This is a genomic window from Massilia sp. MP_M2, from assembly GCF_039123635.1.
Classification (GTDB): domain Bacteria; phylum Pseudomonadota; class Gammaproteobacteria; order Burkholderiales; family Burkholderiaceae_D; genus Telluria.
In genome coordinates, this window is the sequence record NZ_JBCHJF010000004.1 from 101,486 (window position 1) to 128,369 (window position 26,884).

Annotated in this window: 24 protein-coding genes; 7 read left to right on the forward strand and 17 right to left on the reverse strand. The window is 65.4% G+C overall.

What is annotated here, in order from left to right; translation table 11 throughout:
* Positions 1-13 precede the first annotated feature (13 nt).
* Together RCH14_RS10770 and RCH14_RS10775 are read left to right on the forward strand one after the other, a co-directional pair.
* Entirely contained in the window at positions 14-1,204 is a 1,191-nt protein-coding gene (locus RCH14_RS10770) for a cation:proton antiporter (RefSeq protein WP_343026117.1), read from the forward strand.
* Positions 1,194-2,321, forward strand: coding sequence for a YbdK family carboxylate-amine ligase (locus tag RCH14_RS10775; RefSeq protein WP_343026118.1), 1,128 nt, complete (start codon positions 1,194-1,196; stop codon positions 2,319-2,321). Before RCH14_RS10770 ends, RCH14_RS10775 begins: the two co-directional genes overlap by 11 nt.
* Positions 2,322-2,334: 13 nt before the next feature.
* Here the strand turns inward: RCH14_RS10775 and RCH14_RS10780 are convergent, their stop codons facing one another.
* The 3 genes from RCH14_RS10780 to RCH14_RS10790 all read right to left on the reverse strand — a co-directional run bounded on the left by RCH14_RS10780 (position 2,335) and on the right by RCH14_RS10790 (position 4,718).
* Positions 2,335-2,682 carry a hypothetical protein gene (locus RCH14_RS10780; protein WP_407070069.1) on the reverse strand — a complete coding sequence of 116 codons (348 nt, stop codon included), beginning with the start codon at positions 2,680-2,682 and terminating at the stop codon, positions 2,335-2,337.
* A gap of 135 nt (positions 2,683-2,817) precedes the next feature.
* Positions 2,818-3,828 carry a type 1 glutamine amidotransferase gene (locus RCH14_RS10785; RefSeq protein ID WP_343026119.1) on the reverse strand — a complete coding sequence of 337 codons (1,011 nt, stop codon included), beginning with the start codon at positions 3,826-3,828 and terminating at the stop codon, positions 2,818-2,820.
* Between the two features lie 65 nt (positions 3,829-3,893).
* Positions 3,894-4,718: a response regulator gene (locus tag RCH14_RS10790; RefSeq protein ID WP_343026120.1), complete on the reverse strand. Its 825-nt coding sequence runs from the start codon at positions 4,716-4,718 to the stop codon at positions 3,894-3,896.
* Between the two features lie 172 nt (positions 4,719-4,890).
* On the opposite strand from RCH14_RS10790, the gene RCH14_RS10795 reads away from it, so the two are divergent.
* A complete protein-coding gene (locus RCH14_RS10795; RefSeq protein WP_343026121.1) occupies positions 4,891-6,885 on the forward strand; it encodes a DNA topoisomerase IV subunit B in 1,995 nt (664 codons plus the stop codon).
* A 45-nt stretch (positions 6,886-6,930) separates the two neighbouring features.
* Entirely contained in the window at positions 6,931-9,270 is a 2,340-nt protein-coding gene (parC, locus tag RCH14_RS10800; protein WP_343026122.1) for a DNA topoisomerase IV subunit A, read from the forward strand.
* 220 nt (positions 9,271-9,490) lie between these two features.
* Here parC and RCH14_RS10805 read toward each other — a convergent pair whose 3' ends face one another.
* Together RCH14_RS10805 and RCH14_RS10810 are read right to left on the reverse strand one after the other, a co-directional pair.
* Positions 9,491-9,985 (reverse strand): hypothetical protein, encoded by a 495-nt coding sequence (locus tag RCH14_RS10805; RefSeq protein WP_343026123.1) that lies wholly within the window; start codon positions 9,983-9,985, stop codon positions 9,491-9,493.
* A gap of 144 nt (positions 9,986-10,129) precedes the next feature.
* On the reverse strand, positions 10,130-11,542 hold the full coding sequence (locus RCH14_RS10810) for a M64 family metallopeptidase (protein WP_343026124.1): 1,413 nt from the start codon (positions 11,540-11,542) through the stop codon (positions 10,130-10,132).
* A 197-nt stretch (positions 11,543-11,739) separates the two neighbouring features.
* On the opposite strand from RCH14_RS10810, the gene RCH14_RS10815 reads away from it, so the two are divergent.
* Positions 11,740-12,090, forward strand: coding sequence for a hypothetical protein (locus RCH14_RS10815; protein WP_343026125.1), 351 nt, complete (start codon positions 11,740-11,742; stop codon positions 12,088-12,090).
* A gap of 25 nt (positions 12,091-12,115) precedes the next feature.
* Here the strand turns inward: RCH14_RS10815 and RCH14_RS10820 are convergent, their stop codons facing one another.
* Both RCH14_RS10820 and RCH14_RS10825 read right to left on the reverse strand, forming a co-directional pair.
* Positions 12,116-13,372, reverse strand: a complete 1,257-nt coding sequence (locus RCH14_RS10820; RefSeq protein WP_343026126.1) for a cyanophycinase — start codon at positions 13,370-13,372, stop codon at positions 12,116-12,118.
* 67 nt (positions 13,373-13,439) lie between these two features.
* Positions 13,440-13,877 carry a GNAT family N-acetyltransferase gene (locus RCH14_RS10825; RefSeq protein ID WP_343026127.1) on the reverse strand — a complete coding sequence of 146 codons (438 nt, stop codon included), beginning with the start codon at positions 13,875-13,877 and terminating at the stop codon, positions 13,440-13,442.
* Between the two features lie 187 nt (positions 13,878-14,064).
* Here RCH14_RS10825 and argH point away from each other — a divergent pair, with 187 nt between their 5' ends.
* Together argH and RCH14_RS10835 are read left to right on the forward strand one after the other, a co-directional pair.
* Entirely contained in the window at positions 14,065-15,462 is a 1,398-nt protein-coding gene (argH, locus tag RCH14_RS10830) for an argininosuccinate lyase (RefSeq protein ID WP_343026128.1), read from the forward strand.
* A 75-nt stretch (positions 15,463-15,537) separates the two neighbouring features.
* A complete protein-coding gene (locus tag RCH14_RS10835) occupies positions 15,538-16,203 on the forward strand; it encodes an HAD-IA family hydrolase (protein ID WP_343026129.1) in 666 nt (221 codons plus the stop codon).
* Positions 16,204-16,466: 263 nt separating this feature from the next.
* On the opposite strand, the gene paaZ is transcribed toward RCH14_RS10835, so the two are convergent.
* Genes paaZ through paaC form a run of 10 tightly spaced genes read right to left on the reverse strand, consistent with a single transcriptional unit; the run spans position 16,467 to position 26,866 of the window.
* Entirely contained in the window at positions 16,467-18,539 is a 2,073-nt protein-coding gene (gene paaZ, locus RCH14_RS10840; RefSeq protein WP_343026130.1) for a phenylacetic acid degradation bifunctional protein PaaZ, read from the reverse strand.
* Between the two features lie 16 nt (positions 18,540-18,555).
* A complete protein-coding gene (locus RCH14_RS10845) occupies positions 18,556-19,155 on the reverse strand; it encodes a phenylacetic acid degradation protein PaaY (RefSeq protein WP_343026131.1) in 600 nt (199 codons plus the stop codon).
* 4 nt (positions 19,156-19,159) lie between these two features.
* Positions 19,160-20,362 carry a 3-oxoadipyl-CoA thiolase gene (pcaF, locus tag RCH14_RS10850; RefSeq protein WP_343026132.1) on the reverse strand — a complete coding sequence of 401 codons (1,203 nt, stop codon included), beginning with the start codon at positions 20,360-20,362 and terminating at the stop codon, positions 19,160-19,162.
* 14 nt (positions 20,363-20,376) lie between these two features.
* The gene (gene paaK / locus RCH14_RS10855; RefSeq protein ID WP_343026133.1) at positions 20,377-21,690 is read right to left on the reverse strand and encodes a phenylacetate--CoA ligase PaaK; all 1,314 of its coding nucleotides are present in this window, start codon (positions 21,688-21,690) and stop codon (positions 20,377-20,379) included.
* 18 nt (positions 21,691-21,708) lie between these two features.
* On the reverse strand, positions 21,709-22,170 hold the full coding sequence (gene paaI / locus RCH14_RS10860; RefSeq protein ID WP_343026134.1) for a hydroxyphenylacetyl-CoA thioesterase PaaI: 462 nt from the start codon (positions 22,168-22,170) through the stop codon (positions 21,709-21,711).
* Entirely contained in the window at positions 22,163-23,689 is a 1,527-nt protein-coding gene (paaH, locus tag RCH14_RS10865) for a 3-hydroxyacyl-CoA dehydrogenase PaaH (protein ID WP_343026135.1), read from the reverse strand. The genes paaI and paaH overlap by 8 nt, the downstream gene beginning before the upstream one ends.
* 2 nt (positions 23,690-23,691) lie before the next feature.
* On the reverse strand, positions 23,692-24,483 hold the full coding sequence (gene paaG / locus RCH14_RS10870) for a 2-(1,2-epoxy-1,2-dihydrophenyl)acetyl-CoA isomerase PaaG (protein WP_343026136.1): 792 nt from the start codon (positions 24,481-24,483) through the stop codon (positions 23,692-23,694).
* A 33-nt stretch (positions 24,484-24,516) separates the two neighbouring features.
* On the reverse strand, positions 24,517-25,593 hold the full coding sequence (paaE, locus tag RCH14_RS10875; RefSeq protein WP_343026137.1) for a 1,2-phenylacetyl-CoA epoxidase subunit PaaE: 1,077 nt from the start codon (positions 25,591-25,593) through the stop codon (positions 24,517-24,519).
* Positions 25,594-25,601: 8 nt separating this feature from the next.
* On the reverse strand, positions 25,602-26,114 hold the full coding sequence (gene paaD, locus RCH14_RS10880; RefSeq protein ID WP_343026138.1) for a 1,2-phenylacetyl-CoA epoxidase subunit PaaD: 513 nt from the start codon (positions 26,112-26,114) through the stop codon (positions 25,602-25,604).
* Positions 26,114-26,866, reverse strand: coding sequence for a 1,2-phenylacetyl-CoA epoxidase subunit PaaC (gene paaC, locus RCH14_RS10885; protein ID WP_343026139.1), 753 nt, complete (start codon positions 26,864-26,866; stop codon positions 26,114-26,116). Before paaC ends, paaD begins: the two co-directional genes overlap by 1 nt.
* Positions 26,867-26,884: the final 18 nt, after the last annotated feature.

The following is a 26,884-nucleotide window of genomic DNA, read 5'->3' on the forward strand; positions in this document are numbered from 1 at the left end:
AGAAGGAGACCACATGCCTGACCTGTTGTCCGTATTGACAAGCCTTGCCTGGCCGCTGGCCATCGCGCTGGCGTGGCTGGCCGGTGAATTTGGCCATCGCTGGACCGGCCTGCCCCGCATCAGCTTCTACGGCCTGGTCGGCTTTGCACTGGGCAGCTCGCAGATCGGCGCCCTGCCTGCGGCCGATCTGGGGCCGGTCGCGCTGCTGGCCAACATCGCCTTCGGCCTGGTCCTGTTCGAACTGGGCAACCGCATCAACCTGCGCTGGCTCGTCAACAATCCGTGGATCGGCGTGGCCGGGCTGGCCGAAGCGGGCCTGACCTTCTTGGCCGTCTACCTCGTCGCCAACGCGTTCGGCGCAGCCCAGATCACGGCGCTGCTGATGGCGGCACTGTCGATGGCCACCTCGCCTGCCACCGTCGTGCGGGTCATCAACGAACAAAAAAGCGCGGGCCAGATGACCGAGCGCGTGCTGCACCTGTCGGCCCAGAACTGCGTGCTGGCCGTGTTCGCGTTCAATGCCATCATCGGTATCTGGCTGTTTCGCACGCATGACGCCATCGGCGAAGCGCTGTGGCAAAGCCTGGTCATGCTGGCCGTGTCGATCGTGGCCGGCGCCGTGGCCGGCGTGCTGGTACCGGCGCTGCTGCGCGCGATCGGCAATGCGCAGCAGGACACCACGGTGGCTTTTGCCTTGGCCGTGATCCTCCTGGTGTCAGTATGTGATGTCGGTGGCCTGTCGCCGGTCGTCGCGGCGCTGGCCTTCGGCCTGACCGTGCGCTCGCGCCGCGTGACCTTTACCCAGACCCAGCGCAATTTCGGCGCACTCGGCGAAGTGCTCACCGTGCTGCTGTTCGTGTACGCCGCCTCGACACTCGACTGGCGCCTGGTAGCAGGCGGCGGCATGATGGCGCTGGTCGTGGTGCTGGTGCGGCTGCTGACCAAGACCGCCGGCGTGGCCGCGTTCTCGCACCTGTCGGGCGTCACCTGGCGCAAGGGTGCACTGACGGGCCTGGGGCTGGCGCCGCTGGCCGTGTTCGTGATCCTGATGCTCGAACATGCGCGCTATGCAGGCCTCAAAGTGGTCGACGACCTGCACGCGATGGCCGCCGTGGCGATGCTGCTCGAAGTGCTTGGTCCGATCATCATCCAGCGCGCCCTGATCTGGGCGCGCGAAGCACCGGAGTCGCAGCATGCCCCTTGACGCCTTCAATCCGTCCGCGCCGCTCACCTTCGGGGTCGAGCTCGAACTGCAACTGGTCAACCTGTCGGACTTCAACCTGACTGCCGCCAGTCCCGACCTGATGCACCTGCTGCAGCGCAAGCCGTTCCCGGGCAACGTGACGCCCGAGATCACCGAGAGCATGATCGAGATTAATTCGAGCGTGCACACGGCGTATGGCCCCTTGCTGGCCGAACTGACGGAGATCCGCGACACCCTTGTCGCGGCGGGCGACACGCTCAATATCGGCATCGCCGGCGGTGGCACGCACCCGTTCCAGCACTGGTCCGACCAGCGCATTTCAGCCAAGCCGCGCTACGAATACCTGTCGCAGCTGTACGGCTACCTGGCCAAGCAGTTCACGGTGTTCGGCCAGCACGTGCACATCGGCTGCGCCAACGGCGACGATGCGATGTACCTGCTGCACGCGCTGAACCGCTACCTGCCGCACTTCATCGCGCTGTCGGCGTCGTCGCCCTACGTGCAGGGCCACGACAGCCTGTTCGAATCGGCACGCTTGAATTCCGTGTTCGCGTTTCCGATGAGCGGACGCGCGCCCTTCACGCTTAGCTGGCAGGAGTTCACCGATGTGTACTTCGCCAAGATGGAACGCACCAACATCATCAAGAGCATGAAGGATTTTTACTGGGACCTGCGACCCAAGCCCGAATTCGGCACGATCGAGCTGCGCGTGTGCGACACCCCGCTGACGGTGGAGCGGGCCGCGGCGATGGCCGCCTACCTGCAGGCGCTGTGCCGCCATCTGCTCGAGAAAAAAGACGAGGCACCAGTCGAAGACGATTACCTCGTCTACAACTACAACCGCTTCCAGGCCTGCCGCTTCGGCCTGGATGGCAACATCACGCACCCGAAAACCTACGAGAGCATCGTGGTGCGCGACGATATCCTGGCCACGCTCGAACGGATGCTGCCCCACGCCGATGCACTGGGCAGCGTCGAGGCGCTGCAGCACCTGGCGGCCGCCGCGCGCAGCGGCAGCGATGCGGCGATCCTGCGCCGGCACGCCGAGCGCGAAGGCTCGGTCGAAAGCATGGTCAATGCGGCGATCGGGCACTTCCGGAGCACCCTGACCGCCTGATCCGGTTGCAGGCTTACCCTGCCACCGGTACGCCCTTGCCGACCCAGCCCGTCTTCATGAAGCGCGCCAGCAGCGGCTGCCTGGCCGGTGCCGGCGGCGGCAGCCTGGCGTCGACCACATTGGCCCACTGGTCGGCCAGCTGCTCGCAGGTGGCGCGCAGCACCGGGTCGAGCGTCGGCAGGCGCGCCAGCGCGCATAGGTGGCGCTCGATCACGGACGCCAGCTTGACGCAAGGCGGCTCGCCATCGCCCTTGGCGCTGTAATGCGACATCAGGTGCAGGAGCGAGGCGACGAGCAGCGTGTCCTGGTTGCGCGGCTCGGCTGCTGCGGATGGCGTGGCGGGTGTGGGGGAAATCGTCATGCGAGAGTCTCCATGGGCCGAAGTGAAGCGATGAGATGAGAATGATTCTCATTTCATTATTCACGTGTCGCACGGCGAAAGCAAGCGTTTTTGCGCGCGCTCCGGTAGTACTGCAGGCAGACTGCTGACGTAGTTCTACAGACGCGTCTCGCGCGCCGCACGCAAAAATTCATCCAGCACCGGTGTGCAGTCGAGCAGCTCGACGCCGCCCGCGCGGTGGAACTCGGGGTGCCACTGCAAGCCCATGACGAAGTTGGCACGCTGATAGCGGATCGCCTCGATGATGCCGTCCGGCTCGGACATGGCTTCGATGCGGATATCGCGCCCCAGATCCTTGACGGCCTGGTGGTGGATCGAGTTGACGATCGCCTGCTGGATATTGGGGAACATGCGCCCGAGCGACGAGCCCTTGGGGAACACGATTGCATGGCGGTGCGCGTCGTACAGGTCGTGCACGTGCGCCAGCGCATCGGGGCGGTCGGTGGCGACGTCCTGGTGCAGCGTGCCGCCGAAGGCCACGTTGATCAACTGGCAGCCGCGACACACGCCCAGCACCGGTTTGCCGGCATCGACGAATTCGTGCAGCAGTTCGAGCTCGTACACGTCACGCGCGCGATCACCGCTCCATTCTGGGCGCGTGGGCGTTTCGGAATACGTTTGCGGCGCGACGTCGGCCCCGCCCTGCAGCACCAGGCCATCCAGGTGGCGTGCATAGTGGCGCAGCGTGATATTGCTGGGGTGGAGCAAGCCGTTGGTATTGACCGTCGGGATCATGAACACCAGCACGTCGCGCGACATCACCCACTGCGCGATGGATTCCTCGAGATACTGCAGGTTCTTGCTCAACAGTCCCTTGGCCCCGGCTTCTGGATGAAAGATGCGGGCCGAGACACCGATGTGCAGCGTGCGCTGCATGATGTCGCGACTGAAACGTTCACGCAGCGAGCGAAAACGCGACGTGATGACCCGGCCAGCCAGGGCCACCGGGTTGTCGCCATCGCGCAGATAGCGGGCCGGCCCGCGTGCGTGCTGGCCGCCGCTGGCGCGCCGGTCGGGCACGCGCACGCGCGTCTCGCGACGTTCATCGATATCCGCCTCTGGCGACGGGTCGTCTGGATTGCGCTTGATGGGTTCTTCTTCGGCCATGTCATTAATATAACTTCGGCAATGCCGCGCACGATTCAAAGTTGTTACAAAAGGTCGCCACCCGCTCAGACCGGCACGTCGAGCAGCTTCTGGAAGGTGAGCATCAGGTGGCGCCCGGCCACGGGCGTCTCGAGCAGGCCGCGCGCGCCAGCCAGCCGGGCGCGGGCGCTGTCGTAATGGAACGATGGCTCGACCAGAAACACCACGGGCGTGCGCCCGGCGCCGGCCTGCGCCTTGATCGACGAGCACAGCGCATACGGTTCGATGCCAGGGGCCGCCGTATTGATCAGCACCAGCGCAACCGGCGTCTCGTTGCACAGGCGCACAGCGGTGGCCTGGCTGTCGGTCCACTCGACCCCGATCCGGCGCGGCCCGAGCACCTGCGCCACCCGATTGCGCAGGGCGCACGCCTGATCGACGATCAATACCGGGCCATCGACGGGGCCACGGCGCAGTCGCGTGTAGAATGCGGGCGTTTCAAGATCCGGCCCCAGACGCGAACGGCGGCGGCGTTCGGCCAGCACGCGGCGCGCACGGGCGCCCTGCTGCACCAGTGCATGCACGCGGGTGTCGAGCAGTTCGGCCAGCTGCGCATGCAGCGCCCGTTGTTCGAGCGGGCGGGTTACGGTTGGCCAAAGGGTGGTGGTAGTGCCACCGACGACGAGCGCCGGCTGCAGCGCATCAGGTGGCCGCCTCGCCAGCTGCGCCAGCGCAAGCGGGCTGTCGCCATTGGCAATGAGCAGATCCGGCTCTTGCAAACTATCGGCATGCAGGCAAGAATACAACGGCCCCGCACCCGGCGCGCCTTCGAGCAGCGCCGCCAGCCGGGCGGTTTCAACCGGATCGAAGCCCACCGGTCGTACGGTGAACAGACAATGAGATCGCTGCATGGGGCACCACCTTGTGGCATCGATTATGTGTTTACAGCCCAATCTAGCACAAAGGTGCAAGGTGAAAAGCACGACATAAGCGCAAAATACTGTATATTTATACAGTTAAAAAGCATTTCCTTTTCCGCTCGACAAGATAGAATGCCATCGCATTCTACAAATACTCTTCAAGATGGCCTCCAAGAAACCCGCTCCAGACTACAGCGAATCATCCATCCGCGTCCTCAAGGGACTCGAACCTGTGAAACAGCGTCCGGGCATGTACACCCGCACGGAAAATCCGCTCCACATCATCCAGGAAGTGATCGACAACGCCTCCGATGAGGCGCTGGGTGGCTATTGCAAAAACATCGGCGTCACGATGAACCCGGACGGCTCGATCACGGTCGAGGACGATGGCCGCGGCATCCCGGTCGGCATCCACCCCGAAGAAGGCGTGTCCACGGTCGAAATCGTGTTCACGCGCCTGCACGCGGGCGGCAAGTTCGACAAGGGCTCGGGCGGCGCCTACGCGTTCTCGGGCGGCCTGCACGGCGTTGGCGTCTCGGTGACCAATGCGCTGTCCAAGCGCCTCGAGATCGAGGTCTGGCGCAAGGACGATCAAGGCAACGGCCAGCACAAGCTGGTGTTCGCCGCGGGCGACGTGATCGAACCCCTCACCTCCGCGCCGTTCGAGCGCGGCGGCAAGAAGAACGGCACGCGCGTGACGGCCTGGCCGGACGGCAAGTACTTCGATTCGCCGACCATCCCGATGGGCGACCTGCAACGCCTGCTGCGCTCGAAAGCCGTGCTGCTGCCGGGCGTGACGGTCACGCTCACCAACGCCAAGGGCGAAGTGCAGACCTGGCGCTACGACGAGGGCCTGCGCGGCTACCTGACCGAGGCGCTGGCGCAAAGCTCCAGCGGCGAGACCCTGATCCCGCTGTTCGAAGGCGCGCAGTACGCGTCTGCCGGCGACGACAGTTTCGCTGAAGGCGAAGGCGCGGCCTGGGTCGTGGCCTGGACCGAAGAAGGCGGCGTGGTGCGCGAATCCTACGTCAACCTGATCCCCACGGTCAGCGGCGGCACCCACGAAGCCGGTCTGCGCGACGGCCTGTATGGCGCCGTAAAGAATTTCGTCGAGCTGCATGGCCTGCTGCCGAAAGGCGTCAAGCTGCTGCCCGAGGACGTGTTCGCACGCGTCTCGTTCGTGCTGTCGGCCAAGGTACTGGACCCGCAGTTCCAGGGTCAGACCAAAGAGCGTCTGAATTCGCGCGATGCGCTCAAGCTGGTCTCCACCTTCACCAGGCCGCCGCTCGAACTGTGGCTGAACCAGCACGTCGAATACGGCAAGAAGCTGGCCGAACTCGTGATCCGCCAGGCGCAATCGCGTCTGCGCTCGCTGCAGAAGGTCGAAAAGAAAAAATCGTCGGGTGTGGCCGTGTTGCCGGGCAAACTCACCGATTGCGAATCGAACGACATCACGCGCAACGAACTGTTCCTGGTCGAGGGCGACTCGGCCGGCGGCTCGGCCAAGATGGGTCGCGACAAGGAATTCCAGGCCATCCTGCCGCTGCGCGGCAAGGTGCTCAATTCGTGGGAAACCGACCGCGACCGCCTGTTCGCCAACAATGAAATCCACGATATCTCGGTGGCGATCGGCGTCGATCCGCACAGCGCGGGCGACTCGCCCGACCTCACCGGTCTGCGCTACGGCAAGATCTGCATCCTGTCCGATGCCGACGTCGACGGCTCGCACATTCAGGTGCTGCTGCTCACTTTGTTCTTCAAACACTTTCCGGCCCTGTTCGCGAACGGGAACATCTGCATTGCGCGCCCGCCGCTGTTCCGCGTCGACGTCCCGGCGCGCGGCAAGAAGCCGATCCAGAAGCTGTATGCGCTGGACTCGGGCGAGCTGCTGGCAATCGAAGACAAGCTGAAAAAAGAAGGCCTGAAAGAAGGCGTGTGGAGCATCTCGCGCTTCAAGGGCCTGGGCGAGATGAACGCCGAGCAGCTGTGGGAAACGACGATGAACCCGGACACGCGCCGCCTGCTGCCCGTGTTCCTGGGCGAATACGACCACGCCGAATCGTCGGCACGCTTCAATATGCTGATGGGCAAAGGCGAAGCCGCCGCGCGCCGCGCCTGGATCGAAGAGCACGGGAACGAAACCGAGGCCGATATCTAATACGCCGCACCGGCCATCCGCCCCGCGCGCAACAGAACAGACACCATGACGAACCAACCAAGTCTCTTTGAACAGCAACACGAGCCGTCCGATGTCGAGACGCTCACCCTCTCCACCTTCGCCGAGCGCGCCTACCTCGACTACGCCGTCTCGGTGGTCAAGGGCCGCGCGCTGCCGGACGTGTCGGACGGCCAGAAGCCGGTCCAGCGCCGCATCCTGTACGCGATGAATGAACTGGGCCTGGGCCCCACCGCCAAGCCGCGCAAGTCGGCCGCCGTGGTCGGCGACGTGCTCGGCACACTTCACCCGCACGGCGACCAGTCGGTGTACGACGCGCTGGTGCGCATGGCGCAGGACTTCTCGCTGCGCTATCCGCTGATCGACGGCCAGGGCAACTTCGGCTCGCGCGACGGCGACGGCGCCGCCGCGATGCGCTATACCGAAGCACGCCTGACGCCCATCGCCCGCATCCTGATGGATGAAATCGACATGGGCACGGTCGATTCGCAGCCGAACTACGACGGCTCGACGACCGAGCCGCGCACGCTGCCGGCGCGCCTGCCGATGGTGCTGCTCAACGGCGCTTCGGGCATCGCGGTCGGCCTGGCCACCGAGATCCCGTCGCACAATCTGCGCGAAGTGGCGGCTGCCGCCGTCGCCATGATCCGCAATCCGAAGATGTCGCACGCCGAGCTGATGACCATGGTGCCCGGCCCCGACTTTCCGGGCGGCGGCCAGATCATCACCCCGGCCACCAGCATCGCCGACATGTACGCGGTGGGCCGCGGTTCGATGAAGGTGCGCGCGCGCTGGAAGATCGAAGAACTGGCGCGCGGCCAGTGGCAAGCAATCGTTTACGAACTGCCGCCGGGCTGCTCGTCGCAGCGCGTGCTCGAAGAAATCGAAGAGCTGACCAACCCGAAGGTCAAGGCCGGCAAGAAGGCGCTGCTGCCCGAGCAGCTCGCGCTGAAGAACACCGTGCTGGGCGCGCTCGACACGGTGCGCGACGAATCGGGCCGCGAAGCCGCGGTGCGCCTGGTGTTCGAGCCGAAGTCGAAGAACCTGGACCAGAACGAATTCATGCTGATGCTGCTTGCGCATACGTCGCTCGAGTCGTCCAGCCCGATCAATATGGTGATGATCGGCGGCGATGGCCGTCCGCGCCAGAAGGGCCTGGGCACGATCATCCAGGAGTGGATCGATTATCGCTTCACGACCATCCGGCGCCGCACCGACTTCAAGCTGGCCAAGGTCAACGACCGCATCCACATCCTGGAAGGTCGCGAGATCGTCCTGCTGAACATCGACAAGGTCATCGCCATCATCCGCAATGCGGATGAACCGAAGGCTGCGTTGATCGAGGAATTCCGCCTGAGCGAGCGCCAGGCCGAAGACATCCTCGAGATCCGCCTGCGCCAGCTGGCGCGCCTGGAAGCGATCAAGATCGAGCAAGAGCTGGCCGACCTGCGCAGCGAGAAGGAAAAGCTGCAGGACATCCTCGAGAACCCGTCGTCGATGAAGCGCCTGATCATCCGCGAAATCGAAGCCGACGCCAAGCTGTTCGGTGACGAGCGCCGCACCGTGATCGAAGAAGCGCAGCGCGCGGTGGCCGAGCAGAAGGTCGTCGACGAGCCGGTCACCGTGATCGTGTCCGAAAAAGGCTGGGTGCGTGCGCGCACCGGTATCGGCCACGACCCGGCGCAGTTCGCGTTCAAGGCCGGCGACTCGCTGTACAAGGCGTTCGAATGCCGCACGGTCGACCATCTGCTGGGCATTGGCGACAACGGCAAGGTGTACTCGGTGCCGGTCGCTGCGCTGCCTGGTTCGCGCGGCGACGGCGTGCCGATCACCACGCTGGTCGACCTGTCGGGCGGTATCCGCATCCTGCATTACTTTGCCGGTAACGCCGAGACGCGCCTGCTGCTGTCGACATCGGACGCCTTTGGCTTCATCACCAAGGCGGGCGACATGGTCAGCCGCCTGAAGGGTGGCAAGTCGTTCATCACGCTGAACGACGGCGCAGCGCCACTGCCGCCACGGATCGTGACCGATACCTGCGGGGCGATCGCGTGCCTGTCCGAAAAGGGCCGCGTGCTGGTGTTCGGCATCGACGAAATGAAGGTGCTGACCAATGGCGGCCGCGGCGTGACGCTGATGGAACTCGAGCCGAAAGAGACGATGCTGGCGGTACAGCCAATCAACCAGAAGGGGCTGAACGTGATCGGCACCTGGGCCGGCGACAAGGCGCGCACCGTGGAACTGTTCGCATCGGGCCTGGAGCCGCACTTCGGCAAGCGCTCGCGCAAGGGCAAAGCCTTGTCGGCGCGCCTAAAGGCGCATGACCTGGCAATGCGGGCAGCCGAAACCGATGCTGTGAAAACGTAACGCGGCCACAACGCGGCATAACGCCGAAATGGCGTTCAGTTAGCTACTGTAGCGTGGGCGGGTTTCCCGCCCACGCGTTCAACCCGCCTTTGCATGCCACAGAGCGAAGTGGGTGTGAACGCGTGGGCGGCATAGCCGCCCGCCCTACGACTGACTCACTCGCTGTTTGAACGCAAAAAAAATGCCGGCTGAGCCGGCATTTTTCATTGGAGCTGTTTGCTTAGTTCTTTGCAGCAGCCTTGTGCACATCAGCCTGGGCTTCAGCGCGGACCTGTTCGGTCTTGGCAGCAGCGGTTGCCTTGTCGGCAGCAGCATCGACCTGTGCTTTCAGCACTTTCTCGTCAGCCTTGATCATTTTCTTCTCGGCTTTCAGGTTGGCGTCAGCCACTTTGCCTTCGGCCTTGGCCATGGCCTTGGCGCGGTCTTCAGGATCGGCCTTGGCGACGTTGGCAGCAGCGTCGGTGTGGGTCTTGACCAGCTTGGCGTGGGCGTCGCCCTTGGCTTCACTCGCCTTGGCCACGGTCTTGTTCAGCTTCTGGTCGGCCTTGACTGCGGTCTTGATTTCTTTTTGTTCTGCCTTGATGACGTCTTTCTCGGCGCTGGCTTCAGCCTTCACGATGCGGTTGTCCGCAGCGGTGGTGGTTGGTGCGGTGGTCTGGGCGTGAGCAGCGGTAACCATCAGGCCGGCGATAAGGGTTGCGATCAGTTTGTTCATGATAAGTTTCCTTTTGGTGGTCGCTGTACAGAGCGGGTTGCCCGTGCAGTCGTTGTTGTTGTTCAGTGATTCCAGAATACGGCTTCACCACCGTCCAGTCTGTTAGCCACCACACGCAGAAATTGTCAGAGTTGTAAGCAAAGATTACTGACGAACAGAGCCCGCATACAGATCGATGATGTCCGTGACGCCGTCGCGGCATACCGGGCAGAACGCATCGCTGCGGTCGAACATCAGGCACTGCATCGCTGGCCGGTAGTACCCGCTAGCCTCGTAGTTCGCCCCTTCGAAGGCGCCGACCGCATGCCGGTGCGGCTGCCGGTCGAACAGCGCATTGGTCTGCTTGAGGTCTTCACGGAACAAGGCGCTCATCTCCGATTCCGGCCGGTTGGCCTCGCGCAGCGCGGCGCGCTGCTTCTGGTAGTCGCGCGACGCCGCTTCGTACTCGGCCTTTGGCCATGGCGTCGGCAGCGGGGTAGCGGCTGTCACGTGACGCTGCCATTTGAGCTTCGCCGGGTCGCGCAGGGCCGTGACGTTCGGCTCCCATGGCTCCATGCGTCCGCTGGCGGCAGCGTAGGCCACTGGCGACGTGTAGTACTCGTCGGCCAGGCCTGCGAAGTGATGGCCGAATTCGTGTACGAACAGGTAGTCGGCCCAGTCATTGCCGGCTGCGGCCGTGCTGAACTGGCCGAAGATCCCGCCGCCGCCATAGGTTTCGTTGTTCACCAGGATTTCGATGAATTCGTACGGTGCATGCTGGGCGATGTCGCGCAGCGCCCGGTTGTCGAGCGTGAGCACATACCGCTCGCTGCCGAAGATGTCGTAGCGCGTGCCCAGCGCCGACGCATGGTGTACGCCGGTCGATGGCCGGCTGATGCCCGATTGCGTGGTCGGCACGGCCATCGCCCAGACATTGAAGTCCTGCGCGCGCTCCTTGAACGGCGAGACCGAGAACAGGTGCGCCGACAGGCGCCGCGCATCCTGCTGGAACTTGGTCATCTCTGCCTGCGTGTAGCCATCGCCCAGGATCAACAGATCGACCTTGTCGGGCGACGGGCCGCTGACCCGGATCGGGATCGGCTTCGCCGCTGGCGGCGGCTGGCGCTTGACCACATCCGGTGCGTTCGGATCGACGTCGATGCTCCACGCCACCGAGAACTGGTTACGCTCATCGCGTTCGAGGATGCGCACGCGCACCGGCTGCGCGAACTGGGGAAAGCGCACCGACTCGCTGAAGCTGCGGCTGATGCGCCCCGCTTCTTCGGTGCTGCTCCACTCGCCGAACACGGTCGAGAAACCGCGCGAGTACAACACGTCACCCGTTTTCGGATCGACCACTTCGACCCGGTTCTGGCCGCGATTGGTGTGGTCCAGGTTGCGATCCGCGCTGCCCGGCCAGGGCAACGGCTCGATGACGACGCGTTCAATCGCGTAACCGTCAGTCAGCGCATTGCCGCTGTGCGTGTAGTCCAGGCGGACCGTGGCCGGCTGGACGGCGTGGGCAAGGCAAGCCAGCGCGCCAAGCAGCAGCGCAGCGAAGGAGTGAAACAGGCGCATCGCGAATCCTTCATAGGTAGATCGCGCTATTCTAAGCCTGTCGTGATCGGCGGCGACGGCGCCGCCTGTCAGATTTGCCAGGCCGTGCCGATTGACCCGGCCAGCCGGTCGACGAAAGCGGCTTCGTGGAGATCGGCGGCATCGCGCAGTAGGTCACCGTCAGCGGCGACGACTGCGCCAATCCGGTGCTGCTGTACGTGCATGGCGGCCCAGGCAATCCAACCTCGGTGTTTGGTGCCGGTCCCTTTGCATCGTGCCGCAAGCACATCACGCTGGCGCAGTGGGATCAGCGTGGCAGCGGCATCGTGCGGCGCGCCGTGCGCAAGTACGAGGCGCCCAACATCGACCCGACGCCGCCATCCAGGTTCGAGGTGCTGCCGTCTTGTGCCTCGCCACAGGCAAAGGCCGGCTATACCGGGGGCGAGGATTATTCGTTCCTGAAATTCGTCGGCTGGAAAGGCGACGGCATGGCATCTACGATGGACCTGTATCGCCTGGTCATGCGCCGCTTTTTCGAGGCCATCACGGCGCCCGAGAAGGCGCTGTGACTGAGCGCCAGGCGCGACCTGGAGATCAGCGATACTGATACAGCGGCCTTTGCACCACGATCGGCCGGATATCGAGCCGCACGTTGTAGACCGAATAGGCTTCGCTGAGCGCCGACTGGTAGCCGACGGTCTCGCCCACGCGACCGAGCTTGAACTCGAAGCCAAGGTCGGGCCGGTCGGCATTCGGGCTGTCAAGCGACAGGCCGATCGCATCCGGCTGGTCGCTGTCGACCAGCTTGGACATCAGGTCGACCACCGTACCGTTACCGAGGATATCGGCCGAGAACAACGGACCGCGCCAGTACGGCTTGTTGGCGTCGAGCTTGCCGCGCACTTTCTCGGGCGCCGGCGTGAACACCTTGCTATCAAGGTTGAAACGGTCGCCGTTATCGAGATAGCTCAGGCGGCCATTACTGAGATTGAAGGTGCCGTCGCGCGTGGCCGCGTTGCTCAGGTCAACCAGCAGCGCGCCGCGATAGCCGAGTACTTCGACATCGCGCTTCGGGCCCACGACCATCGCCGTGTTTTCATCGATACCCAGGCCGATGTTGTAGCCCTTGGCCAGCATTGCCGGCAGCATGCGCGCAAAGCGCCCGCGCACCAGCAGGTGCTGGTCAATGAAGACGTCGTCGCCGATGAAGCCCAGGCCGCGCGTGATCTGGCGGCCGTCCGCCACGCCGTGCTGCAGCGTACCCAGCACCGAGCGCGGATGGCCGAACATCGTGGCGCTCATGATGGCGGCGCCGGCGCTCGAACCGGCGATGACGCCGCCGCGCCGGTACATGTCCCACAGCGCGTCGAGCAATTGCGTGTTGCTGCCGTCGGGCCGGCGCAGGGCGTTCGTGATGCGCGCCTGGTCGCCGCCCGAGAAGTAGGCGCCACCAGCCGAGCGCACCGCCTCAACCAGCGCCGGATCTTCGGCGGCAGCACGCACGTCGGAACCGTCCAGGCGTTCGGCAACCGGGACAAAGAACGCGTTGGCGCCGTGCTGGTTCAGGCGTTCAATCAGATAGTTGCCGGCCCGTTCGGGGCTGGCCGAGGCCGAGGCGAAGACCGCAATGCGGGCATTCTTGCCGCCGGCAAGCTGCACGATGCGCGTCCAGACGGCGTCGTTGTCATCGCGCAGCGCGCCACCGATGATGACGAGCGAGCCCTTCGGCTGCGCTGACGCTGACGGTGATACAGATGCCGACTCAGCGGCGTGGCTATTGATGCCGGCGCCGGCGACGGCGGCCAGCACGAGCGTGGTATGGACAACAACGCGGACGACAAATTGGAACATGCGACTTCCCCTGATAAGTCATCAGAGTAAGCCTGATTCCAGTTTCACGTCGCCATGTTGAGTGCGCTCAGGATAAGTAGATGTTGGGAAAGTAACGCTCCATCAATGTCTCTGGACGCAACGGTGGGGTAAAGCCGAAGCGTTCGTACAAGCTGTGGCAATCCGATGTGGCCAACGTGAAGCGACGCAATTGCTGCAGACTGGGGTGCCGCAGCACCACGCCGATCAATTGTTTACCATAGCCGCAGCCACGGGATTCCGGCACGACGAACACGTCCACCAGGTTGGCGAAGGTAGAGAAATCGGTGATCACGCGCGCAAAGGCGATCTGGCGACCATCGAGGTAACCGCCGAAACACAGCGAGTTTTCGATGGCGCGCTCGACGACGGGCCGCGAAATACCCACGGCCCAGGTGGATTGCTCGCTGAGGAAGCGGTAGATCATCGGAATGTCGAGACGGGTCTGGTCGGTGCTGACCTCGAAGCTGGAATCGTTCGTCATCATGGCCTGGACAAGGTGACAAAAAGTCATTCTAGCGCCGATTGGTACCAACGCAAGCGGCGATGTGGCGTGCCGCGCCGGATTTCGCCACGCCCCGCCTGCGAGCCTGCCTGCGAGGCCGGGCAGCCACGCCGCATGGCGCACAGGCAGCGCAGTTTATAATCAAGGGATCCCCAACCGGAATCCCACCATGACCGAACAATTCTCCAAAAAAGCCGAAGCCTGGTCTGCCCGCTTCTCCGAACCCGTGTCGGATCTCGTCAAGCGCTACACCGCATCGGTCTTCTTCGACAAACGCCTGGCCCCGCACGACATCGAGGGCTCGCTGGCGCACGCCGAGATGCTGGCCGCGCAAGGCATCATCAGCGAACACGACCGCGCTGAAATTGAACGCGGCATGACGCAGATCCGGGCCGAGATCGACGCCGGCACCTTCGAGTGGCTGCTCGACCTCGAAGACGTGCACCTGAACATCGAAAAACGCCTGACCGAACTGGTGGGCGACGCTGGCAAGCGCCTGCACACGGGCCGCTCGCGCAACGACCAGGTTGCCACCGACATTCGCCTGTACGTGCGCGCCGCGATCGACGACATCGTCACGCTGCTCGCCAGCCTGCGCGGCGCACTGACTGACCTCGCCGAACGCCATGCCGACACGATCATGCCGGGCTTTACGCACCTGCAAGTGGCGCAACCGATCACCTTTGGCCACCACATGCTGGCCTATGTCGAAATGTTCGGCCGCGATGCCGAGCGCATGCTCGACGCGCGCCGCCGCGTGAACCGCCTGCCGCTGGGCGCCGCCGCACTGGCCGGCACCACCTTCCCGATCGACCGCCTGCGCGTGGCCAAAACGCTCGGCTTCGACGACGTGTGCCATAACTCCCTCGATGCAGTGTCAGACCGCGACTTCGCCATCGAGTTCACGGCCGCTGCAGCGATTCTGATGATGCACATCTCGCGCATGTCCGAAGAACTGGTCATGTGGATCAGCCCGCGCATCGGCTTCATCGACATCGCCGACCGCTTCTGCACCGGCTCGTCGATCATGCCGCAAAAGAAAAACCCGGACGTGCCGGAGCTCGCCCGTGGCAAGACCGGCCGCGTGTATGGCCACCTGATCGGTCTCTTGACCCTGATGAAGGGCCAGCCGCTGGCCTACAACAAGGACAACCAGGAAGACAAGGAGCCACTGTTCGACACGATCGACACCGTGATGGACACGCTGCGCATCTTCACCGACATGGCCTCGGGCATCACGGTCAAGGCCGACAATATGCGCGCCGCGGCGCTGCAGGGCTATGCCACGGCAACTGACCTGGCCGACTACCTCGTCAAGCGCGGCCTGCCGTTCCGCGATGCCCACGAAGCGGTGGCGCATGCAGTGCGCGCCTGCGACGTGGCCGGTTGCGACCTGTCCGAGATGTCGCTCGAAACGCTGCAGACGTTCTCGCCGCTGATCGAGCAGGACGTGTTCGCGGTACTCACGCTCGAAGGCTCGGTGGCCGCGCGCGACCACGTGGGCGGCACCGCGCCGAACCAGGTGCGCATCGCCATCGAGCGTGTGCGCAAGCAGCTGGCCGGGTAATTTAACACCGCACAAGCGGGCCGGCGCTGCACAGCCCCGGCCCGCTTTTTTATGCCTTTTTAGATTGATGACGCCATGACCGCATTGCCCGCACGCGACTACGCCGCCTTCCTGTTCGACATGGACGGCACCATCCTGACATCGATCATCGCCGCCGAGCGGGTCTGGGCCGACTGGGCGCGCAGCCATGGGCTGGACGTCGACGTGTTCCTGCCGACGATCCACGGCAAGCGCAGCATCGACACCGTGCGCGGCCTGGGCCTGCCCGACATCGACGCCGAAGCAGAAGCGCGCCGCATCACGCTGGCCGAAATCGACGACGTCGACGGCATCGAAGCCATTGCCGGCGTGGCCGCCTTCCTGGCCACGCTGCCACCGGAGCGCTGGGCGATCGTAACGTCGGCGCCGCGCGCGCTGGCCCAGGCACGCATCGCCGCAGCCGGCCTGCCGCTGCCGCCGGTGCTGGTCGCAGCCGAAGACGTCAAACACGGCAAGCCGGCGCCGGACCCGTTTTTGCTCGGCGCCGAGAAGCTGGGCATGCGCCCGGAAGAATGCCTCGTGTTCGAAGACACGCTGGCCGGCCTGCAATCGGCGGCCGCCGCCGGCATGGACAGCGTGATGGTCACCGCCACGCACAAGCACCCGGTCGAGACCGACGTGACGGGCGTGCCCGATTACGACGATTTGCGCGCGATCCGCACGGCTGACGGCTTGCTGCGTCTGCAGCGCACGCGCTCGTAATTTTGTTCAAGCCGTTCGACGCACGGCGTCATGTGACCGGTCATTGATTGGTCATTGCATGTTGAACGTGTGGACGGGGGCCCCGTCCACCCTACCGATCATCGATTGGTCGCTGCACGTTGAACGCGTGGACGGGGGACCCGTCCACCCTACACATTATCGATTGGTCGTGGCATGTTAAACGCGTGGCATGGCACGTAGGGTGGACGGCTGCGCCGTCCACGCGTTCAACGCACGGCGTCGTGCCACGGATCGCGGATCGCTCAATGCCGCGGGGATTCGTCCACTGCGCGCTTCTGCACCAGCGTCAAAATGTCGTAACTGGCCACCAGCTCATCGCGCTGGTTGGTCACCTGCACGTCCCATGCCACCACGCCCTGCCCCCGGCCCTGTTCGTCCGTGCGGTTGCGATCGACCTTGCGCTTGCAGGTCAGGCGCGCGCGGATCGTGTCGCCGATCGCCACCGGCGCCACGAAGCGCAGATTGTCCAGTCCATAATTGGCCAGCACCGGCCCCGGCGCGGGCGAGACAAACAGGCCCGCCGCCGCCGACAGCACGAAGTAGCCGTGCGCGATGCGCTGCCCGAACTGCGTGTCCTTGGCCGCGATGGCGTCGAAGTGCATGTAGAAATAGTCGCCCGAGACGCCGCCAAAGTTGACGATATCGGCCTCGCTCACCGTGCGCCGGTGCGTCAGCAGTGAGTGGCCGACTTCCAGGTCTTCGAAATGCCGGCGGAACGGATGCAGTTCGCTCTCCTTGACCGCGCCGCCGCGCACGTATTCGCCCGTGACGGCGCCCAGCATCGTGGGCGAGCCCTGCACCGCGGCGCGCTGCAGGAAATGCTTCACGGCGCGAATGCCGCCCAGTTCTTCACCACCACCGGCGCGCCCTGGCCCGCCATGCTTGAGTTGCGGCAGCGGCGAGCCGTGGCCGGTGCTGTCCACGGCCGCCTCGCGGTCGAGGATCAGCACGCGGCCGTGCGACGCCGCCACGATCGGCACCGCGTACGCGGCCAGCGCCGGATCTTTTGTGGCAAAGGTGGTCACCAGACTGCCCTTGCCGCGCGCCGCCAGTTCGAGCGCTTCGTCGATGTCGCCGTAGGTCATCAGGGTGCTGACCGGGCCGAAGGCTTCCACGTCGTGCACGGCCTCGTTGACCATCGCATTGCGGCACAACAGCAGCGTGGGCGAGAAAAAAGCGCCGCTGGCGACGTTCTCGCCCACCGGCTTGAACCCGTCATCTGCACCGAACAGCACCTCGTTGCCGCGCGCGAGCAGCTCGACCCGCGCGCTCACATCGCGGTGCTGGTCCATCGAGGCCAGTGCGCCCATGCGCACGCCCTCGACCTTCGGGTCGCCCACCGTGACCTTCGCCAGCCGTTCGCGCAAGCGCTCGCCGACCGCGTCGACCAGCCCTTCGGGCACGATCACGCGCCGGATTGCCGTGCACTTCTGGCCCGCCTTGCCGGTCATCTCGCGCGCGACTTCCCTGATGAACAGGTCGAACTCGGGATCGGACGGCGTGACGTCGGGCGCCAGCACTGCGCAATTGAGCGAGTCGGCTTCGGCCGTGAACGGCACCGATGCGCGGATCAGATTCTCGTTCGCGCGCAGCATCGCGGCGGTGTCGGCCGAACCGGTGAACGTGACAGCGTCAAAACCGCCGAGGCGATCGAGCAGGTCGCCCGTGCTGCCGATCACGAGCTGCAGCGCGCCATCGGGCAGCAGGTTCGAGTCCACCATCATCTTGACCACCGCGTGGGTCAGGTAGCTGGTGGCGGTGGCCGGCTTGGCGATGCACGGCATCGCGGCCAGGAAACTCGGTGCGAACTTCTCGAGCAGGCCCCAGATCGGAAAGTTGAAGGCGTTGATGTGCACCGCCACGCCGCCCCGCGGCACCAGGATGTGGGTGCCGGCAAAGCCGCCCCCCTTGCCCAGCGCGATGGCCGGACCTTCGTGCAGCACATTCGACGACGGCAGCTCGCGCGAACCCATGCTGGCGTACGCAAACAGCGTGCCGATGCCGCCTTCGACGTCGACCCAGCTATCCTGGCGCGTGGCGCCCGTCAGGTGCGAGATGGCATACAGTTCTTCCTTGCGCTCCATCAGGTACAGCGCGAGCGCCTTGAGCGCCGCCGCTCGCTCCTGGAACGTCTGGCGCATCAGCGCCTTGACGCCCGTCTTGCGCGCAAAGGTCAGCGCTTCGTCGAAGTCGATCTTCTCGGCGTGCGTGTGATAGATCAGGGTGCTGTCGAGCGCACTGTGCAGCGGCGTGTGCGATGTGGCGCCGTGCCAGCGGCCGGCGATCAGGCTTTGCAGTGTCGGGATGTGGCCCATGTAATCTCCAGTAGGTTCAGGACTTCGGCGTGTGCAGCGCGCTCGTGTCGAAAGCAATGCGGCCACGCTCCGGCGCCACGGCGGTGTCGGCATCGACTTCGCGCATCGTCTGCAGCGAGCGCACGGCCAGCTCGTGGTACTGGCGCGTGCCGAAACTCTTCCACGCGACGTCGTCATCGGTCAAAGCACGCACCACCTTGGCCGGTGTGCCCATGACCATCGAGCGCGGCGGGATCACCATGCCGGCTTTCACGAAGCTCATGGCGGCGACGATCGATTCCGCCCCCACGACCGCCTTGTCCATCACCACCGCATTCATGCCGACCATCGCATTGCGCCCCACGCGGCAGCCATGCAGCACGGCGCCGTGGCCGATGTGGCCATCGACTTCGACCACGGTATCTTCCAGCGGAAAGCCGTGCATCACGCACGCATCCTGCAGATTGGCGCCTTCCTCCAGGATCAGGCGCCCGAAGTCACCGCGCAGGCTTGCGCACGGGCCGATATAGCAGCGCGGGCCGACGATCACGTCGCCGATCAACACGGCCGAGGGATGCACGTAGGCGGTTGGATGCACGACGGGCCGCACGCCATCGATTTCATAGACTTTGACCATTCGGCTAGACCCGCTCAACGATCAGGGCAATACCCTGGCCGACGCCGATGCACATCGTGCACAGCGCATAGCGCCCGCCCGTGCGGTGCAACTGGTTCACCGCGGTCATGACGAGGCGCGCACCGGAAGCGCCCAGCGGATGGCCCAGCGCGATCGCGCCGCCATTCGGGTTCACGTGCGCCGCGTCGTCCGGCACGCCAAGATCGCGCAGCACGGCCAGGCCCTGCGCCGCAAATGCCTCGTTCAATTCGATCACGTCCATCTGGTCCAGCCTCAGGCCCGTCTGCGCCAGCAGCTTCCTGACGGCCGGCGCCGGGCCAAAGCCCATGATGCGCGGCGCCAGTCCGACGGTCGCCATGCCGATCACGCGGGCGCGCGGGGTCAAGCCATGGCGCGCCGCGGCCTCGCTGGACGCCAGCAGCAGCGCGCAGGCGCCGTCGTTCAGGCTCGATGCATTGCCGGCGGTGACCGAGCCGTCCGGGCTCACGACGCCCTTCAACTTCGCCAGCGCCTCGAGGCTGGAATCGGCGCGCGGCTGTTCGTCGGTGTCGACCACGCGCGTTTCTTTCTTGCCCTGGAGCGTGACCGGCACGATCTCGTCCCTGAAGACGCCAGCGGCATGCGCGTGCGCCCAGCGCTGCTGGCTGCGCAACGCGAACGCGTCCTGGTCGGCGCGGCTCACGGCAAATTCGCGCGCCACGTTTTCGGCCGTTTCAGGCATCGAGTCGATGCCGTACTGCGCCTTCATGCGCGGATTGACGAAGCGCCAGCCGAGCGTCGTGTCCTCGATTTTCGCCGCGCGCGAAAACGCGCTGTCGGCCTTGCCCATGACGAACGGCGCGCGCGTCATGCTTTCGACACCGCCCGCGATCACCAGGTGCGCTTCGCCGGCCTTGATCGCGCGCGCGGCGGTGCCGATGGCGTCCATGCCGGAGCCGCACAGGCGGTTGATCGTGTTGGCCGACACGTCCTGCGGCAGCCCGGCCAGCAGCGCGGCCATGCGGCCGACGTTGCGGTTGTCTTCGCCCGCCTGGTTGGCGCAGCCGTAGAACAGATCATCGACCTGGGCCCAGTCCACGCCGGGGTTGCGGGCCATCAGCGCGGCGATGGGCAGCGCGGCCAGGTCGTCGGCGCGCACGGTCGAAAGAAGCCCGCCGTAGCGGCCAAAGGGCGTGCGGATTGCATCGCAGATGAAAGCGTCAAGCATGCTGGTTTCCTTGTTCATTGTTTGGGACGGCCGTCGACCACGCGCCGGGCCTTGCCGGTCAGCGTGCGCTCGATGCCTTGCGGCGGCAGCAGGCGCACGCGCGTGGTCACGCCGACATAGGTCTTGATGCAGTGCTGCAGTTCGCGCGCCTGCGCCTCGATGGCGTCCGGCGCGAGCAGCGTATCGCGCAGCTCGCACAGCACCTCGAGCGTGTCGAGGTGGCCGTCGCGCGCCACGACCAGCTGGTAGTGCGGCGCCAGCGCCGGCATGCGCAGCACCAGTTCCTCGATCTGGCTGGGGAACACGTTCACGCCGCGGATGATCAGCATGTCGTCCGAGCGTCCCGTGATGCGGCCCATGCGGCGCATCGCGCGCGACGTTGGCGGCAGCAGGCGCGTGAGATCACGCGTGCGGTAGCGGATGATCGGCAGCGCTTCCTTGGTCAGCGACGTGAATACCAGCTCGCCCTCTTGCCCATCGGGCAGCACCTCGCCCGTGTCGGGGTCGATGATCTCGGGGTAGAAATGGTCTTCCCAGATCACCGGGCCATCCTTGCTCTCGATGCATTCGCTGGCCACGCCCGGGCCCATCACTTCCGACAAGCCGTAGATATCGACCGCATCGATGCCGGCGCGCGTCTCGATCTCGCGCCGCATCGCATCGGTCCACGGCTCGGCGCCGAAGATACCGACCTGCAGCGACGACGCTGCCGGATCCAGCCCCTGACGCGCGAATTCCTCGATGATGTTGAGCATGTACGACGGCGTGACCATGATGATCGATGGCTTGAAGTCGCAGATCAGCTGCACCTGCTTCTCGGTCTGCCCGCCCGACATCGGCACCACCGTGCAACCGAGGCGCTCGGCGCCGTAGTGCGCACCCAGGCCGCCGGTGAACAGGCCGTAGCCGTAGGCGATGTGTACCAGGTCGCCCCGGCGGCCACCGGCGGCGCGGATCGAACGTGCCACGATGTTTGCCCAGGTGTCGATATCGTTCTGCGTGTAGCCGACCACGGTGGGCTTGCCGGTGGTGCCGGACGAGGCATGCACGCGCACCACCTGCTCGCGCGGCACGGCGAACATGCCGAACGGGTAGTTGTCGCGCAGGGCTTTCTTTTCGGTGAACGGGAACCTGGCCAGGTCGGCCGGGGTCTTGAGATCGGCCGGGTGCACGCCTGCGGCGTCGAACGCGGCGCGGTAGTGCGGCACGTTGTCATACGCGTGCTGCAACGTCCATTGCAGGCGTTGCAGTTGCAGCGCCTGCAATTCGTCGCGGCTGGCGCGCTCGATCGGTTCCAGGTCGCCCGGTGCGGGAAGGTGTTGGACCATCTGTCGACTCCTTGTGGTTCAGGCGTCCACGGGTGCCACGGTGCCGCCGATGCGATGCGACTTGCCGCGAAACAGCGCGATGGTGCGCCCGTCCGCGGTCTTCACCGTGACGTCGTAGACGCCGGTTTTACCCTGCAACGCCTGCTCGATGGCGTCGGCCACCAGCACGTCGCCCGCATGGCTAGGTGCGAGATAGTCGATCGTGCAGCCGGCGCCCACGGTACTGAGGTTGTGCGAGTTGCAGGCGAAGGCAAAGGCGCTGTCGGCCAGCATGAAGATGTAGCCGCCGTGGCAGGTCGCGTGCCCGTTGAGCATATCGGCGCGCACGGTCATCGTCATGCGCGCATAACCGGGGCGGATCTCGGCCAGCACCATGCCCAGCGCCCTGCTCGCCGGGTCGCGTTCGAACATCGTGCGCCCGGCCAGTTCGGCCAGCGCCTGGGCGTGGGCCGTTACCTGCGTCTGCTGACCATCAAGCATGAAAACGCGCCTCCTGCGGATCGGCGGCCAGCTTGCGACGCAGCAGTGGCGAAACGCGGTAGCGGTCTTCGCCATACGTGGCCGCCAGGTTCGCCAGCACGGTCACGACCTGACCCATGCCGATCGCATCGAGCCAGCCCAGCGGCCCGCGCGGATAATTCACGCCCTTCTGCATCGCGATGTCCACGGCGCGCGCGCTGCACACGCCCTGGTGGACGGCGTCGGCCGCTTCGTTGGCCAGCATCGCCACCGTGCGCATCACGGCAAGGCCCGGCACGTCGTCCAGGCGCGTGACGACAAAGCCGGCGGCCTGGAACAGGCCAACCGCAGCGCGCCAGGCGTCATCGCTGCACCCGTCAGCGCGTGCGAGCGCGATGCGGGGCGCCGTGGCGGCGTCGAACAGCAGGTCGAACACGATCGTGTCGCGCCCGTTATCCGCCTGCGCGCGCTCGGTGGCGCTGCGCCCGTCGGTGAGATGGATCGCCGCGCCGCCGCAGTAGAGGCCCGGTGCGGCTTCGATCTCGGTCAGCTCGATGCCGGAAGCCTGCAGCCGCGCGACGAGTGCATCGACGCTGCCGGGCGCACCCGCGTACTTGACCGCCGCCGGGCGGTCGCACGCTGCTTCGGACTGCACGACCGGCGTTTCCACGCCATCGCCATAGCGATAGAACCCGCGCCCCGTCTTGCGGCCCAAAAAGCCCGCATTAACCAGCTCTTGCTGCAGCACCGATGGCGTGAAACGCGGGTCACCGAAGTACGCCGCGAACACCGAATTGGTGACCGAGAAATTGACGTCATGCCCGATCAGGTCCATCAGCTCGAAGGGGCCCATGCGAAACCCGCCGCACTCGCGCATGACGGCGTCGAGCGTGGCAACGTCGCCCGCCTGTTCGAGCAGCAGGCGCAAGGCCTCGCCATAGAACGGGCGGGCCACACGGTTGACGATGAAGCCGGGCGTCGATTTGGCATGCACGGGGCTTTTGCCCCATTTTTCGGCGGTGGCATACACGACCTGCGCGACATTGCGCCCCGTTGCCAGACCGCTCACCACTTCCACCAGCGCCATCAGCGGCGCCGGATTGAAGAAATGCATGCCGACGAGGCGTTCGGGATGCGCCAGTTGCGCGCCGATCGCCGTGACCGAAATCGACGACGTGTTGGTCGCCAGGATGCAGTCGCTGGCAACGACGGCTTCGAGCGCGGAAAAAAGCGCGCGCTTGACCTGCAGGTCTTCGACGATGGCCTCGATGACAAGCACCGCACCGGCCGCTTCGTGCAAGGCATCGATGCGGCGCAGGCGCTCGCGCGCGAGATCGGATTCGACGGCGCCCATGCGGCCCTTGGCGACCAGGCGCGCATAGGTGGTGCCGATCTGCGCGATGGCCTGGTCGGCGGCGCCGGTCCGGGTATCGAATAGCAGGACCTGATGGCCGGCCGTTGCCGCAACCTGGGCGATGCCGGCGCCCATCGCGCCGCTGCCGATGACGGCGATGGTGGAATGTGGCGGCAGTGACTGCATCCTCACGCTCCCTTGAATTGCGGCGCGCGCTTGGCCAGGAACGCGGCGACGCCTTCGCGGTAGTCGTGGCTGTTACCGAGTTCGCGCATCATGTCAGCTTCGAGCTGCAATTGCTGTTCTAGCGTGTTGGCGTAACTGGCCTGGAAGGCGCGCTTGGTGAATGCCAGGCCCTTGGTCGGCGCGGCGGCGAAGTGTTCGGCCATGGCCAGCGCTTCGTCCATCAACGTCGCGTCGGGCACGCAGCGCCAGATCAGGCCCCAGGCTTCGGCTTTTTCGGCGCTGAGTTTTTCGCCCAGCATGGCCAGGCCCATCGCGCGCGCAGGGCCGATCAGGCGCGGCAAATGCCAGGTGCCGCCGGTGTCGGGAATCAGGCCCAGTTTGCTGAACGCTTCGATGAAGCTGGCCGATTGGGCGGCCAGCACGATGTCGCAGGCCAGCGCCAGGTTGGCGCCGGCGCCGGCAGCCACGCCGTTGACGGCGCAGATGACGGGCATCGGCAGGTTTTTGAGCGTGAGCACGAGCGGCGCGTAGAACTCTTCGACCGAGGCGCCCAGGTCGACACTGGGCGCGCCCGGATCGACGGCGCGGTCGGCCAGATCCTGGCCCGCGCAAAAGCCGCGGCCGGCGCCGGTCAGCACCAGCACGCGCACGGATGGGTCGGCCTGCACGCGGGCGAGCGCATCGCGCACTTCGAGGTGCATGGCGCGGGTGAAGCTGTTGAGGCGATCGGGGCGGTTCAGGGTCAGGACGGCGACGCCGCCTTCTGCCTTGAACTGGATGCTGTCGTAGTTCATCGTGGTCTCCGTTTTTGTTCTGGTTGCGCGCGGCTATTCGGCGATATCGAAATCCACCACCACCTTGTCGGTCACCGGAAAACTCTGGCAGCTGAGCACGAACCCGCGCGCGACTTCGTAGTCTTCCAGCGCGTAGTTCACGTCCATCTCCACTTCGCCAGCGAGCACCTTGCAGCGGCAGGTCGAGCACACGCCGCCCTTGCACGAATAGCGCATGTCGATGCCGGCGCGCAGGCCCGCGTCCAGCAGCGATTCGGTGTCCCTGTCCATCGTGAAGCTGGCGGCGCTGCCGTCCATGATCACGGTCACTTCGGTGTGCTGGCGCGCACTGGCGGCGAGCGCGCGCGGCGCGCGCGCGCGGGTCGGCGCGCTCGCAGCAAACAGCTCGATGCGGATCTGCTCCTTGGCCAGCCCGGCCGCCTGCAGCGCGCGCGAGACGCCATGCATCATGTCTTCGGGGCCGCAGATGAAGGCGACATCGATGGCCGTGATGTCGATCCACTGGCGCAAAAACTGCGTGCACTTGTCTTCGGTGATGCGGCCGTTGAAGAGTTCAATGTCCTGCTGCTCGCGGCTCATCACGTAGACCAGGCGCAGGCGGTCCATGTACTGGTCTTTCAGGTCGGTGAGTTCGTCGCGAAACAGCACGCTCGACGAAGCGCGGTTGCCGTACACGATTGTGAAGCGGCTGCGCGGCTCGGCCAGCAGCGTGGTCTTGACGATCGACAGGATCGGCGTGATCCCGCTGCCGGCGGCAAACACCAGGTAGTGGCGATCGCTGGCCGCGTCGAGCGGCACGTTGAAGTTGCCGCTCGGGGGCAGTACGTCCAGCTGCGCGCCCGGTTGCAGGCTGTCGTTGGCCCAGCTGGAGAACTGGCCGCCGGGCGTGCGCTTGATCGCCACGCGCAGCTGGTCGTCCTGTACCGCCGAACAGATCGAGTACGAACGACGCACGTCCTCGCCATCGATCGTGGCGCGCAGCGTCAGGTACTGGCCCTGACGGTAGGCGAAGGTCTCTTTCAATGCCGGCGGCACGTCGAAGGTCACGCACACGGCGTCGCGCGTTTCGTACTTCACCTTGCTGACGGTGAGTGGATGGAATTGGCTCATGCTGGGCTTTAATGACACTTGAAGTAATCGAACGGCTCGCGGCACGCGAGGCACTTGTAGAGCGCCTTGCACGGGGTCGAACCGAATTCGCTGGTCAGTTGTGTGTGGGCCGAACCACAATGCGGGCAGCTCACGGCTGGCGCGGCGCGGCGGCGGATGCCGGCGTGCAGGCCACTGATGTCGATCGCCTGCTGCACGGGTGGCGCGATGCCGTAGCCGGTGAGCGCGGCTTTGCCGGCATCGCTCATCCAGTCGGTGGTCCAGGCGGGCGCCAGGCGCGTGACGATGCGCACGCGCTCGATGCCATGCGCGCGCAGTGCGTTCCCAACGCTGTCGGCAATCACGGTCATGGCCGGGCAGCCCGAATACGTGGGCGTGATCGTGACCACGCACTCATCAAGCTGCAGCGCCACATCGCGCACGATGCCCAGGTCGACGATCGAGATGACGGGGATTTCAGGATCGGCGACCTCGCCCAGCCAGGCCCAGACCTGCTCGACCGAGACGGCCAGCGCGGTCATCACCAGGCCGCGCCCGGATAGGCGCGCTGCAGGAACTGCATCTCGGCCAGGATGAAGCCGAGGCGCTCGCTGTGCCGGCCCTGCTTTCCGCCACGCTGCATCCAGGCGTCGGGCGATGGCATGGTCAATGTGGCTTCGTTCAGCACTTCCGCGACATGAGCGAGATACTGTTCGCGCAGTGGCCCGGCAGCCGGTGCCACGCCCTGCTCCACCATCGCATCATCGACCGCGTCGTACAGGAACATCTCGCCGCTGTACATCCACAGGTCGTCCAGCGCGCTCTGCATCAGCGCGTGGCTGGTGGCCGTGCCGTCGCCCAGGCGCACCACCAGGTCGCCGCTGCGGCGCAAATGGTAGGTGACTTCCTTGAGCGACTTGGCCGCAATCTCGGCGATGCGCGGGTCGCTCGAACGGGTCAGGCCATCCATCAGGAAGTAATGCCACGCGTCGAACAGGAACTGGCGCATGACGACATCGGCGTAACTGCCGTTGGGCTGCTCGAGCAGGATGCAGTTGCGGTATTCGCCGCTGTCGCGCAGGAATGCAAGGCGGTCTTCGTCGCGGCCCTGGCCTTCGAGTTCGGCGGCATACGACAGCCACATGCGGGTCTGGCCCAGCAGGTCGAGCGCCACGTTCGACAGCGCCATGTCTTCTTCCAGCGCCGGCCCCTTGCCGCACAACTGGCACAGTTGCTGCGACAGGATCAGGGCGTTGTCGCCCTGGCGCAGCAGGTAGTCGATTCTTGCATCCATGGGATTGGTCTCCGGCGC